This is a genomic window from Actinomadura sp. 9N215 (genome assembly GCF_044326345.1).
Lineage (GTDB): Bacteria > Actinomycetota > Actinomycetes > Streptosporangiales > Streptosporangiaceae > Spirillospora.
Genome location: NZ_JBIRBA010000003.1, coordinates 1 through 12,332 on the forward strand (window position 1 = coordinate 1; position 12,332 = coordinate 12,332).

The 12,332-nt window shown below is 71.7% G+C and carries 11 protein-coding genes and 1 pseudogene; 10 read left to right on the top strand and 2 right to left on the bottom strand.

What is annotated here, in order from left to right; translation table 11 throughout:
- Nucleotides 1-568 (bottom strand): hypothetical protein (locus ACH34T_RS05545; RefSeq protein WP_395990869.1); only part of this gene is annotated, 568 nt, incomplete at its 3' end.
- 421 nt (nt 569-989) lie between these two features.
- Here ACH34T_RS05545 and ACH34T_RS05550 point away from each other — a divergent pair.
- Nucleotides 990-2,198, top strand: coding sequence for a PP2C family protein-serine/threonine phosphatase (locus tag ACH34T_RS05550; protein ID WP_395990870.1), 1,209 nt, complete (start codon nt 990-992; stop codon nt 2,196-2,198).
- Nucleotides 2,199-2,375: 177 nt separating this feature from the next.
- Here ACH34T_RS05550 and ACH34T_RS05555 read toward each other — a convergent pair whose 3' ends face one another.
- Entirely contained in the window at nt 2,376-2,975 is a 600-nt protein-coding gene (locus tag ACH34T_RS05555) for a CGNR zinc finger domain-containing protein (protein ID WP_395990871.1), read from the bottom strand.
- 268 nt (nt 2,976-3,243) lie between these two features.
- On the opposite strand from ACH34T_RS05555, the pseudogene ACH34T_RS05560 reads away from it, so the two are divergent.
- From ACH34T_RS05560 to ACH34T_RS05600, 9 genes and pseudogenes are all read left to right on the top strand, one after another.
- Nucleotides 3,244-4,167, top strand: a pseudogene (locus ACH34T_RS05560) (DMT family transporter); the annotation flags it as partial.
- Nucleotides 4,168-4,241: 74 nt separating this feature from the next.
- Nucleotides 4,242-4,868: a hypothetical protein gene (locus tag ACH34T_RS05565; protein ID WP_395990872.1), complete on the top strand. Its 627-nt coding sequence runs from the start codon at nt 4,242-4,244 to the stop codon at nt 4,866-4,868.
- Nucleotides 4,869-5,028: 160 nt separating this feature from the next.
- Entirely contained in the window at nt 5,029-6,108 is a 1,080-nt protein-coding gene (locus tag ACH34T_RS05570; RefSeq protein ID WP_395990873.1) for a LacI family DNA-binding transcriptional regulator, read from the top strand.
- A complete protein-coding gene (locus ACH34T_RS05575) occupies nt 6,101-7,075 on the top strand; it encodes a ribokinase (RefSeq protein ID WP_395990874.1) in 975 nt (324 codons plus the stop codon). Before ACH34T_RS05570 ends, ACH34T_RS05575 begins: the two co-directional genes overlap by 8 nt.
- Nucleotides 7,072-7,482 carry a D-ribose pyranase gene (rbsD, locus tag ACH34T_RS05580; protein WP_395990875.1) on the top strand — a complete coding sequence of 137 codons (411 nt, stop codon included), beginning with the start codon at nt 7,072-7,074 and terminating at the stop codon, nt 7,480-7,482. Before ACH34T_RS05575 ends, rbsD begins: the two co-directional genes overlap by 4 nt.
- A gap of 12 nt (nt 7,483-7,494) precedes the next feature.
- Nucleotides 7,495-8,463 carry a sugar ABC transporter substrate-binding protein gene (locus ACH34T_RS05585; protein ID WP_395990876.1) on the top strand — a complete coding sequence of 323 codons (969 nt, stop codon included), beginning with the start codon at nt 7,495-7,497 and terminating at the stop codon, nt 8,461-8,463.
- A gap of 7 nt (nt 8,464-8,470) precedes the next feature.
- Nucleotides 8,471-10,051 carry a sugar ABC transporter ATP-binding protein gene (locus tag ACH34T_RS05590; RefSeq protein WP_395990877.1) on the top strand — a complete coding sequence of 527 codons (1,581 nt, stop codon included), beginning with the start codon at nt 8,471-8,473 and terminating at the stop codon, nt 10,049-10,051.
- Nucleotides 10,048-11,061: an ABC transporter permease gene (locus ACH34T_RS05595; RefSeq protein ID WP_395990878.1), complete on the top strand. Its 1,014-nt coding sequence runs from the start codon at nt 10,048-10,050 to the stop codon at nt 11,059-11,061. The genes ACH34T_RS05590 and ACH34T_RS05595 overlap by 4 nt, the downstream gene beginning before the upstream one ends.
- 23 nt (nt 11,062-11,084) lie before the next feature.
- Nucleotides 11,085-12,248: a nucleoside hydrolase gene (locus tag ACH34T_RS05600; RefSeq protein ID WP_395990879.1), complete on the top strand. Its 1,164-nt coding sequence runs from the start codon at nt 11,085-11,087 to the stop codon at nt 12,246-12,248.
- The last annotated feature ends 84 nt before the right edge of the window (nt 12,249-12,332 follow it).

A 12,332-nucleotide genomic window follows, 5' to 3' on the forward strand; every position in this document is an offset into this window, starting at 1 on the left:
CCAGCGGGACACCATCGGTGAAGGCGCGGGCGCGCAACGCCGCGAACGCGTCCTGCAGACCTATGCCGAGCTGGACCGCGACCATCCCGGTCGCCTGGTACACCTCGATCCGGCCCTCGCCGGGCCCGCCCAGCGGCCACGCTCCCTGGTCCGGGGCCGTCCCGTTCGGCGGGGTCTGACCGGTCAGCATCACCGCCACCGCCGTCCGGCACAGCGTCACGGCGTCGGCGACCTGCTCCCCGGTCAACGAACCCGGCCTGGCCCGGTACAGGGTAAGGGTGCCAAGCCGGATCGCCCCCACCTGCAGCGGAAAGGCGAACATCGCCCCTGCCCCGGCCGCCGTGGCCACCGGCGCGAACACCGGCCACCGGGATGCGCCGGCAGGAGAGGACACGTCGGCGACCAGTACCTGGCCTCCGGAGGCCCCCGCCTCGATGGACGGGCCTTCCCCCAGGGTGAACTGCTGCTCCTCCAAGAGCGCGGCCACCGCATCGGTGGCGTGCGCCCGCTGCCGCCGGTCCGGCCGGGTCGCCACCGACAGCGCCGCCCCGTCCACCTCCACCGCCACCACGGCCGCCTGACACACATGCGCGGCCGATACCAGCTCACCGTCCGCGCACCCGGCGACCAGCTCCCACAACCGGGCCGCCCGCGCCTCGCCCGCCGTTGGTATCGCCGCTCACCGCCTCACCCTGCCCGAGGCGACCGGATGTCCACGCCCTCACCCCAGCCTCCCACAGCCTCCCGAACAGCGCCGTCGGGCGCGAACACAGACCGGCATCGGTGACGCGGTCACCCCGCGTGTGGGCCCACATCCCGACGCTGCTTTGACAGAAATGGTCTGCAGGCCGCCGGCCGGTCACCGCCGCCGGATGGTGACACTGGGCTTACCCAAGCTTTGAGCGTTCCTTGCTGACCGGGCAGTGCCGCCCGCTTCCCGAGGGAACAGGGAGGGGACGGAGGGGACCAGCGAGACGGTGGATGGTGCGGTGGATCGAAGCGAGGGATTCGGTGAGCGGCTGCTGGGCCAGTTGCTGGACCGGGCACACGAGATGCCGCCGCAGCTCATCGCGCCGCTGGTGGCCGAGGAGGTGCACGCGATCGGCGGCCGCGACGTCTCAATCCTGCTGCAGGACTACGCCCAGCTCACACTGGTGTCCCTTCCGGGCCGTGGTCTCAAGGAGACCGAACCGATCCCCCTGGTGGGTTCCCTGGCCGGGCAGGCGTTCCTGTCCGAGACCGCCGTCGAGCACGCCGAGGCGGACGGGGTGCGAATGTTCCTGCCCCTGCTGGACGGCAGCGACGAGATCGGCGTGATGACCCTCACCCTGGACGTCGTCGACGATGACGACCGCCGGCTGCTGCGACGGCTGGCCGGTCTGGTCGCCGACATGCTGGTCACGAAGAACAGCTACACCGACCAGTTCTTCCAGGCGCGGCGGCGCGAAACGATGAGCGTGTCCGCGGAGATCCAATGGTCACTGCTGCCCCCGCTGACCATGACCACGCCGCAGGTCGCCATCGCCGGGATCCTCGAACCCGCCTACGACGTCGCCGGCGACAGCCTGGACTACGCCCTCAACGACGACGTCCTGCACCTGGCCATGATCGACGCGATGGGCCACGGCCTGAACGCCGCCGTCCTGGCCACCGTCGCGGTGGGCGCCTACCGGCACGCCAGGCGCGCCGGCGCCAGCCTCGCCGAGTTGTACGCCTTCATGGACACCGCCATCGACGAGCAGTTCGGCCCCGACCACTTCGTCACCGCGCAGATGATGCGCCTGAACGTCGGAACGGGCCGGCTGGAATGGGTCAACGCCGGCCATCCGGCGCCCTTGCTGATCCGGGACCACCACGTCCTGTCCGCCTTGGAGGGTCCCGGGACGCTGCCCGTCGGCATCGGCGGCTCGACACCCGTGATCAACACCCAGCGGCTCCGTCCCGGCGACCGGATCCTGGCCTACACCGACGGCCTCGTCGAAGAGCACACCACCGGCGGTGAGCAGTTCGGCGAGGCGCGCCTGATCGCCACCATCGAACACGTCGAGCCCACCGCCGCGACCGTGCAGCAGATGGTCCGGGACCTCTCCCACACGCTCAAGCGGGAAAGAAGGGGGATCACCAGCGACGACGCCAGCCTCTTCCTCATCGAGTGGCGCGGCGGCACCGCCGACCACCTCGCCACGCCATCGCTGTGACCGCCGGCCGAGATCTCGCGACACGGCCCGTCCCGCCCGATCTTGTGGGGGCCGAGGGCCAGCGCATACCGGCCCGCGCCGAAGGTGACCGGTACCGCACGAGCCGGCCTCGGGCGCCTACAGTCACCTCCGTTTGCCGGCGGGGAGCGATAAGGCAGCCACAGCACTCGCCTGGACTCAGGTTCGTGCCGGGAAGTCGGCGGTGGCCGATTCGGCCTGCCGGCGCCGGTAGCTTCTTGCTTTGAACTTGTTACCGCAGGTGGCCATGTTGCACCAGCGTCCGGTCTTGTTGCGGGCGTGGTCGTAGAACGCCCATTGGCAGTGGGAGTTGCCGCAGACTTTGAGGCGCTCCCAGTCAGGCGTCCCGGCGTGTTCGGCGACCGCGGCGATGATGCCGGCGAGCGCGCGGGGCACTCCGCTTCGGGTGGAGACCAGCCTGACGGCCAGGTCCGGTGAGATCTCGGCGTGCAGCGGGGCGGCCGCCTTGGCGGCCTTGTTGAACTCTGCCGCAGCGGCCGGGGCCAGGTTCGGGTCGGACCTGTCTCGTACGAGCGCGCGGATCGCTTCCCGCAACCTGACGGCTCTGGCGACGTCGGCCTGGTCGGCCGCTTCGTTCCTACGAAGAAGCTCATGTGCTCGGAACCAACCGGTCAGCTGGGTGGCGTCGTGGAGTTCGTCCAGTCCGGCCTCAAGATCTCGGGTGTTGATGAAGAGGCGAACCAGCTCCAGGCCCGCAGGGGCCGCATCGGGCTTGCCGTCGTGCTCTTTCGTCACCATTGACACCTCCTAACAGGTGACTTTACGTCACCGTTCAAACTGCTTGACAAGTTACCCTATTTCGATGGAGGCTCCAAGCGACGGGAAGTGGTCGGCCATGGGCCTCAAGTTCGACGCAAGCGGAACCGACGAGCACACAGCGCAGCGACGCTGGAACGGCCGGAGCATGAATGCGAAAACGCTCCGATCCACGATGCGGACCCGGGTGGGCCGAGCGCCTTGAAGCACCAGCCCGAATCAGTCGGCGCGCTCCGCGCTCGGGTTATCGCTCATCCTGGCCTCGGCGGCCTGCTTCGGCGCGATGGCGATCTTCGCGAAGGCCGCCTACGCGAGCGGCGCCGACGTCCACGGGGTCCTGCTGGTGCGCTTCGGTGTCGCCGCCGCCGTCCTGCTGATCCTGATGGTCCTGACATCGTCGTCGTGGCCGCCCAGGCGGGATCTTGCGCTTCTGGCGGCGATGGGGGCGGTCGGCTATGTCGGGCAGTCCCTGACCTACTTCACCGCGCTGACCCGGATACCCGCCGGGCTGGTGGCCGTGCTGTTCTACACCTATCCGGTACTGGTGGCGATCTCGGCCGCCGTCCTCGGCCGCCGCATGCCCACCCTGGTCATCCTCGCCACCACGGCCGCGGCGTCCGTGGGCGTCGCCCTGGTCGCCGGGCCGAAGCTTGAGGGCGACCTGCTCGGCGTGATTCTCGCCGCGGCCGCCGCGGTCATCTACACCGGGTACATCCTGGCGGGCAGCCGGCTGTCGGGCGCGGCCGGGCCGCTGGCGTCGACCACCACCGTCTGCCTGGCCGCGAGCTGCGTCTACGGCGGCACGTGGCTCGCTCACACCCCCTCGTTTCCCAGCGGGACGGCGGGCTGGTCGGGAACGGTGGCGACCGCCGTGGTCTCCACGGTCATCGCCATCATCGCGTTCTTCGCCGGTCTCCGACTGCTGGGCGCCGCTGCGTCGGCGGCGGTGTCCAGCGCCGAGCCCGTGGTCACCAGCGTGCTGGCTTTCATCGTCTTCGCGGAACTCCTGACGCCGCTGCAGATCTTCGGCGCCGTGCTTGTTTGCGCGTCGGTTCTCGGGGTCGCCGTCACAAGCGGGCGTCAATCGACGAAAGTGCCGCCTGCACCGCGCACGCCTGACGGTTCCCGCGGCGTACCCGCGGATCCGCCGGCCGCCACCATCAGCGCGCCCTGACCACCGTTCGTCGGACGACCCGCCAGAAGCATCCCCCGCTGGGCGGCTTCACCATGCACACCGAAGGAGACCTCATGCCCGCAGTCCTCGAACGCACCGTTGCCCGACACACCCACATTGGAATCACTGGAACCGGCGCCTACGTCCCCTCGACGGTCCTGACCAACGACGAACTCTCGGATCGGCTGGATACCAGCCCTGAATGGATCGAGGACCGGACCGGAGTCCTCCAGCGACGCGTCGCGGCCGCAAGCGAAGCGACATCGGACCTGGCCACGGTCGCCGCACGCCGTGCCATACAAGCCGCCGGGATACACGTGGACGAGGTCGATCTGATCATCGTGGCGACCTCCACGCCGGACACGACGATGCCGGCGACCGCGTGCACCGTGCAGGCGAACCTGCGGCTCGTCCAGTGCCCGGCCTTCGACGTCGACGCCGTCTGCACGGGGTTCGTGTACGCGCTGGAGGTCGCCCGGTCGATGATGTCGGCCGATCCGCGGCTTCGCCACGCGATCGTCATCGGCGCCGACGTCTACTCGCGCATCCTGGACTACACCGACCGGCGAACCGCGAGCCTGTTCGGAGACGGGGCGGGCGCGATCATCCTGTCGAGGGTCCCCGCCGACTTCGGCGTCACCGACGTCGAGCTTGGCGCGGACGGCTCCAAGGCCCACTACGTCTCCCGGTTCTCCCCGTAAGGGGCACCGCGCTTCAGTTCACGCCGCCGCTCATGTTGCCGGGACGGGCGCGGCTGCGCCTCGGGCGGGCGAGTTCTCTGAAAGTGCTCATTGACATCGGACGGGAGGGCGCGGAAACTCCATCTACACGAGTTGCCAACACGAGTTGAACAGGGAGCCCATGGTCACCCGCCGTGATGTCGCGCGACGTGCCGGCACGTCAGAAGCCGTGGTGAGCTACGTCCTCAACGACGGGCCACGCAATGTCGCGCCCGCGACCCGGGAACGGGTGCTGGAGGCGATCCGCGAGCTCGGCTACCGTCCGAACGCGGTGGCCCGGTCGCTGCGCAGCAACCGCACGACCACGATCGGCCTCGTCGTCCCGGACAACGCGAACCCCTTCTTCGCCGAGCTGGCGCGGGAGATCGAGGACGTCGCGTTCGAGCACGGTCACACGCTGCTGCTCGCCAACGCCAGGGACGACGACGAGCGGGAGGTCGCGCAGGTCCGCACGCTGCTGGACCGGCAGGTCGACGGCTTGATCCTCATCCCGTCGCACGGCCCGGCCGGCTGGCGGGCGGAGCTGGCGGACGCCCGCATCCCGTGCCTGGTGATGGACCGGGAGATCGAGGGCGTCGACGCCGTGCAGATCCTGGTCGACAACGAGGGCGGCGCGGCGGCGGCGGTGCGGCATCTGATCGGCCACGGCAGGACCCGGATCGGGTGCGTCGCCGGGCCCGACGGCCTCCACCCGACGCTGGACCGGGTGAACGGATGGCGGCGCGCGCTGGCGGAGGCGGGCTTCGATCCGGCGACGATGCCGGTGGCGCACGCGCCGTTCGGGCGCGCCGCCGCCTACCTGGCCGGACGCCGGCTGCTGCGGCAGCGGCCCGCCGTCGACGCCCTGTTCGTGACGAGCGACGAGCAGGCCATCGGCGTGCTGCGCGCCGCCGCCGAGCTCGGCGTCGCCGTCCCGGGCGACCTGGCGGTGTTCGCCTTCGACGGCGTGGCCGCCTCGGCCTATGCGATCCCGTCCCTGAGCACGATGCGCCAGCCGTTCGCGGAGCTGGGCCGGACCGCCGTCGAGCGTCTCCTCGCCGCACGCGATCCCGCCGGAGGCACGTCCGGGGACGCCGCCCCGGAGCGCATCGTCCTCGCGACGCGGCTGGTGGCCCGCGGGTCGTGCGGCTGCGCCGATCCCGTGGGCGGCGACCACGGGATCGCCGCGGGCGGGACGGTCGAAAGCGGCGCCGATGAGTGAGCCGGTGCGGCTGCTCGTCGTGGGCAGCGTCAACATGGACCTGGCGGTCGGCGTGCCGCGCCTGCCCGGGCGCGGCGAGACCGTCCTCGGCGGCGACGCGGCGCGCTCGCCCGGCGGGAAGGGCGCCAACCAGGCGGTCGCCGCGCGGCGGCTCGGCGCGGCAGTCCGGATGGCGGGACGGGTCGGGGACGACGTGTTCGGCGCGGAGGCGCGCGCGGCCGTCGCCGCCGAGGGCATCGACGTGACCGGCGTCCGGGTCGCCGCCGGGGCGCTGACCGGGCTGGCGATGATCATGGTGCGGCCGGACGGCGAGAACGCCATCGCCGTCGCGCCGGGCGCCAACGCGACACTCGGGCCGGACGACGCCGCGGCCGCGGCCGGCGGCGGCGAGGAGTCCGCGCTGCTGCTGCAACTGGAGATCCCGGTCGCCGCGTGCGCCGCGGCGGCGGCCGAGGCCCGGCGGCACGCGATGCCGGTCGTGCTGAACGCGGCGCCCGCGCCGCGGGTCGTGGACACCGCGACGGCGCGCCTGCTGCGCCTGGTGGACGTCCTCGTCGTCAACGAGATCGAGGCGGCGGCACTGCAACCGGCGCCGGACGGCTCGAACGGATCCCGCGAACGGGACCGCGAACGGGACTGGACGTCCGTCGCCGCTGCGCTGCGCCGGCTCGGGCCGCGCCAGGTGGTGGTGACGCTCGGCGCGGACGGCGCCGCGGGCGCCGATGACCATGGAACGTTCCGGGTCGCGCCCTTTCGGGTCGCCGCCGTCGACGCGGTGGGCGCAGGCGACGCGTTCTGCGCCGCGCTGACCGTCGCGGTCGCGGAAGGGCTGCCGCTGCGGGACGCCGCGCGCCGCGCGTGCGCCGCCGGCGCCCTCGCCGTGACCCGCCGCGGAGCGCTGCGCTCCCTTCCCACCCGCTCCGACGTCGACGCCCTGCTCGCGGCCGAGCCCACCGGGAGGCGATGACGATGCGACCGGACGGCCTGTGGCACCCGCGCCTCCTGGAGATCGTGGCGGCGGCAGGCCACGGCGACCTCATCGTCGTGGCCGATCCCGGGCTGCCGGTGCCGCCCGGCGTGGAGGCGGTCGACCTGGTCTGGCGCTCGGGCGAACCGCGGTTCCTGCCCGTCCTGCGGACGGTCCTCGCCGAGCTCGTCACCGAGGCCGCGACCGTCGCCGAAGAGGCCGCCGACCCGGAACTGCGCCGCGGGCTGGACGCCGCGCTCGCGGCGACCCCGACCGCCCGCGTCCCGCACGCGCGGCTCAAGCAGCTGACCTCGCAGGCACGTGCGGTAGTCCGCACGGGCGAGGCGACCCCCTACGCGAACGTCGTCCTGCGCGCAGGCGTGCCGTTCGCCCACCCCCCACGGTAAGGAGAAGGATCCATGGCAAGACGAACGCTCCTCATCGGGCTGACCGTCTTCAGCCTCGCCGCGTCGTCCGCGGCCTGCGGGCGGGAGGGCGGCGGCTCGTCCGGCGGGCAGCCGAAGGCGGGCGAGAAGGCCAAGGTGTGCCTGGTCATGAAGTCGCTGGCCAACGACTTCTTCCAGCAGATGCGCGACGGAGCGGTCGCGCACGCGAACAAGCGCGGCGACCTGAAGCTGGACGCGGTCGGCACGCAGAACGAGACCGACATCGACGGCCAGGTCGCGGCCGTGGAGAAGTGCGTGACCCAGCGGGTCTCGGCGATCGTGATCGCGCCGGCGGACTCCCGCGCGCTCATCGCCCCGCTCAAGCGGGCCTCGGACGCCGGCGTGAAGGTCGTGAACATCGACGTCAAGCTCGACGACGACGCGCTGAAGGGGGCGGGCCTCCAGGTCCCGTTCGTCGGCCCCGACAACCGCGAAGGGGCCCGCCAGTCGGGCGCCGAGCTGGCGAAGAGGCTCGGCCGCGGGGGCAAGGTCGTGATGCTTGAGGGCAATCCCGGTGCGGCCAACGCCGAGCAGCGCGCCCAGGGCTTCAAGGACGCGGTCACCCAGGGCGGCCTCATCCTCCTGGACTCGAAGACCGCCCACTGGGAGACCGACGAGGCCCACACCATCACGGGCAACATGCTGACCGCGCACCCGGACGTGCAGGGCCTGCTCGCCGCCAACGACGCGATGGCGCTGGGCGCGCTCAAGGCGATCCAGGACGCGCGCAAGACCGGCAAGGTGAAGATCGCCGCGTTCGACAACATCCCGGCGATCCAGCCGAGCCTGAAGGACGGCAGCGTCGTCGCCACCGTGGACCAGTACGGCTCCACCCAGGCCGCGGTCGGCATCGACTACGCCATGCGGATGATCAAGGGCGAGCGGATCACCGGCTGGCAGAAGACCCAGGTGAAGCTGATCACCGCGGCCGGGCAGAGCTGAGGTGCCCGTGGACGCGCTGCTGACGGCCCGGGGCCTGGTCAGGCGCTATCCCGGCGTCGTCGCGCTGGACGGCGTCGACCTGGAGGTCCGGCCGGGCGAGGTGCACGTCCTCGTCGGCGAGAACGGCGCGGGCAAGTCGACGCTGGTCAAGTGCCTGACCGGCGTCGAACGGCCGGACGCCGGGACGATGACGTTCGACGGCCGCCGGCACGCTCCGCCGAACGCCGCCGCCGCGCTGCGCGCCGGGATCCAGGTCGTCCACCAGGAACTGACGCCGATCCCGGGGCTCAGCGTGGCCGAGAACCTCTTCCTGCAGCGCCTCCCGCACCGGTTCGGCGTCGTGGACCGCCGCCGCCTGGAACGGCGGTGCCGCGCCCTGCTCGACGAGGTCGGCCTGGACGTGCCGGGCGGCACCCGGATGGACCGGCTCGGCATCGCGCAGGCGCAGCTCGTGGAGATCGCGAAGGCCCTGTCGCGGGACGCGCGGCTGCTCGTCCTGGACGAGCCCACCGCCACGCTGACCGGCCGGGAGAGCGGGCGGCTGTTCGAGATCCTGCGCCGCCTCACCGGCCGCGGCGTCGCGGTGATCTACATCTCGCACCATCTGGAGGAGCTGTACGAGATCGGCGACCGGGTGACCGTCCTGCGCAACGGGCGGCACGTGACGACGCGTCCGCTGCGCGAGGTCGATCCGGCGGAGCTGGTCCGGCTGATGGTCGGCCGCGACCTCGACCAGGAGTTCCCCGTCCGGGGGCCGGCCGTGCCGGGCGAGGTGCTGCTGCGGGTGGACGGGCTGCGGGTGCGCGGCGCCGCGGCGGGCGTCTCGTTCGAGGCCCGGGCGGGCGAGATCGTCGGCGTGGCCGGGCTCGTCGGCGCCGGGCGCAGCGAGACGATGCGGGCGCTGTTCGCCGCGGACCGCGCCGCCGGCGGGCGGATCGAGGTGCGCGGACGCCCGGCCCGCATCCGTCACCCGCGGCACGCCGTCGCCCTCGGCATCGGGCTGCTCACCGAGGACCGCAAGGCCCAGGGACTGGCGCTCGGCCTGCCGATCAGCGCGAACGTCACCCTGGCGAGCCTGCGCAAGGTGACCCGGGCCGGGCTGCTGCGGACCGGCGCCGAGGCGCGGGCGGCGGAGGAGCTGGCGCGCAGGCTGCGGATCGGGTCGTCCGGCGTCCGGCAGATCGTCCGGACCCTGTCCGGCGGCAACCAGCAGAAGGTCGTGCTCGCCCGCTGGCTGTACGCGGGCACCGACGTGCTGATCATCGACGAGCCCACCCGCGGCATCGACGTCGGCGCCCGCTACGAGATCCACCGGCTGCTGATGGACCTCGCCGACGAAGGCAGGGCCCTGGTGGTCGTCTCGTCGGACCTGCCGGAGCTGATCGGCGTCTGCGACCGCATCCTCGTGTTCTCCCGCGGCCGGATCGTCGCCGACGTGCCCCGGCCTGAGTTCGACGCCGAGCACATCCTCACCCTGGCCTACTCCGGATACCGCAACGGACGCGACGACCGCGACAGCGGCGATGGAGACGGCGGCGACGGCCGCGACGGAGACGGACGCAACGGAAAGGAGGCCGAGCGGCCATGACGAACGCCGCCGCCTCGGTGGTCGAGCCGAAGCCCACCGCGCGGGCGCCGCGCATCGCACAGCAGGTCATGGGGGAGGCCGGCATCGGCATCGCGCTGGTCGTGCTGACGCTCGTCTTCGCGCTCACCGCGGGCGACTTCGCCACCACGCAGAACCTGCGCAACATCATGACCCAGATCACCCTGAACACGATCCTCGCGGTGGGGATGACGTTCGTGATCCTGGTCGGCGGGATCGACCTGTCGGTCGGCTCCGTCCTCGCGCTGTGCGCCGTGGTCGCCGGCACCGTGATGACCGAAGCCGACCTGGCCACGCCGGTCGCCATCCTGCTCGCGCTGCTGGCGAGCCTCGCCATCGGCGCGGCGTGCGGGCTGGTCAACGGCGCGGTGTCCGAGACGTGGAAGGTGCCGTCCTTCATCATCACGCTCGGCATGCTGTACGTGGCGCGCGGCGCCGCACAGGACTTCACCGACGCCAAGACCATCTACAACCTTCCCCAGCAGTTCAACGACTTCGGGACGCTCACCGTCCTGTGGGTCCCCGCGGTGTTCTGGGTGGCGCTGATCTTCGCCGCGGTCGGCTGGTTCGTGCTCACCCGCACCGTCTTCGGACGTCTCATCTACGCCGTCGGCGACAACGAGGAGGCCGTGCGGCTGTCCGGGCACCGCACCGGCGTCATCAAGGTCCTCGCCTTCGTGATCGCCGGCTTCACCGTCGGCGTCGCCGCGCTCACCTACATGGCGCGGCTCAACATCGCCAGCCCGATCCTCGGCCAGGGCTACGAGCTGAACGCGATCGCCGCCGTCGTGATCGGGGGCGCCAGTCTCGGCGGCGGCCGCGGCTCGATGGTCGGCACCTTCCTCGGGGCATGCCTGCTCGGCGTGCTCACCAACGGACTCCTGCTGCTCGGGGTGTCCGACTTCCAACGCCTCATGATCACAGGGGGCGTGATCATGATCGCCGTCGTCATCGATGCGTACCGGCGCAGGCTGGCCGAGCGCATCTCCTGACGGGAGACAAGGAGAACCCCCCCATGAAGATCCCCCTCACAACGGTCGGCGCCGCCGCCGTCCTGGTGGCCGGCCTCACCGCCGTCCCGGTCGCCGCGTCCGCCGCCCCGGCGCAGCGGCCGGCCGCGGCGCCCGCGGGACGGACCGCCGCGCCGGCCGCCGCGGCCCGCGGCAAAGCGATCATCGACACGGACATGGGACAGCTCAACGACGACGCGATCACCATGTTCATGCTGCGCAACGCCATCGGGACCGACCTGCTCGGCGTGACGGTCGTCGCCGGGAACAGCTGGGCGGAGGAGGGCACCGCCTACGCGCTCCGCCAGCTGGAGATCGTCGGGGAGCACCGGATCCCGGTCGTGCCCGGGGCCGGCGAGCCGCTGAACTCCGCGCGCCTCCAGCAGCTGCCCGCCGAGGAGAAGCTCTTCGGCAACGTCGAGTACATGGGCGCGTTCGGCCACGCGCGGCCGCCGTCCTACCTCAAGCTCGCCCGGGAGCCCTATGGCGGCTATCCCAAGCGCAAGCCCAGCGGGCAGGTCGCGGCCGACTTCATCGTCGAGCAGGTCAAGAGGTATCCGGGGCAGGTCACGCTGTTCGCGATCGGGCCGGCCACCAACATCGCCCTCGCCGTGAAGACCCATCCGGAGATCGTCCCGCTGGTCAAAGAGATCATCTACATGGGCGGCGCGATCGACATTCCCGGCAACACGTCCCCGGCCGCCGAGTTCAATTGGTGGTTCGATCCCGAGGCCGCCAAAATGGCGCTCCGCACGCCGTTCAAGAGGCAGACGATCGTCCCCAACGACATCGCCGAACGCGTCTTCTACACCAAGAAGGAATACGACCGGATCGTCACCGGACCCGAAACGCCCCTGAAGAAGATGTTCAGGGATCTGCACGGGCCGCGCTTCGAGCGGAACCCGGCGTCCAGCTCGTTCGTGTGGGACGCGCTGACGGCCGCCGTCTACCTGCGTCCCGAGATCGCCACCAAGGTCGAGGAACGCTACGTCGACATCGACGACAACCTCGGCCCGAACTACGGGCGCGCGATCGGCTACGGCGAATCGCGGCGCCGGTCGTTCGGCGATCCCGGCAATTTCCCGGCGGGAACCCAGAAAGTCCGCATTCTCTTCGACATCAATCGTGACGCGTTCTGGAATCTCTACGTCGACCTCATGCGTCGGTAGGAGCCGATGAGAAACGCCCTCGGCGGCCGGAGCGGCCGGAGCCGGCCGCCGAGGGGCGTTTCGGCCGCCGAGGGCCCGGCGCGG

What these genes read in the sequence shown, in the direction of transcription:
- ACH34T_RS05555 (WP_395990871.1), bottom strand. Translation starts at nt 2,975, where the DNA reads ATGGTGACGAAAGAGCACGACGGCAAGCCCGATGCGGCCCCTGCGGGC.
- ACH34T_RS05565 (WP_395990872.1), top strand. Translation starts at nt 4,242, where the DNA reads ATGCCCGCAGTCCTCGAACGCACCGTTGCCCGACACACCCACATTGGA.
- ACH34T_RS05570 (WP_395990873.1), top strand. Translation starts at nt 5,029, where the DNA reads ATGGTCACCCGCCGTGATGTCGCGCGACGTGCCGGCACGTCAGAAGCC.
- ACH34T_RS05575 (WP_395990874.1), top strand. Translation starts at nt 6,101, where the DNA reads ATGAGTGAGCCGGTGCGGCTGCTCGTCGTGGGCAGCGTCAACATGGAC.
- rbsD (WP_395990875.1), top strand. Translation starts at nt 7,072, where the DNA reads ATGACGATGCGACCGGACGGCCTGTGGCACCCGCGCCTCCTGGAGATC.
- ACH34T_RS05585 (WP_395990876.1), top strand. Translation starts at nt 7,495, where the DNA reads ATGGCAAGACGAACGCTCCTCATCGGGCTGACCGTCTTCAGCCTCGCC.
- ACH34T_RS05595 (WP_395990878.1), top strand. Translation starts at nt 10,048, where the DNA reads ATGACGAACGCCGCCGCCTCGGTGGTCGAGCCGAAGCCCACCGCGCGG.
- ACH34T_RS05600 (WP_395990879.1), top strand. Translation starts at nt 11,085, where the DNA reads ATGAAGATCCCCCTCACAACGGTCGGCGCCGCCGCCGTCCTGGTGGCC.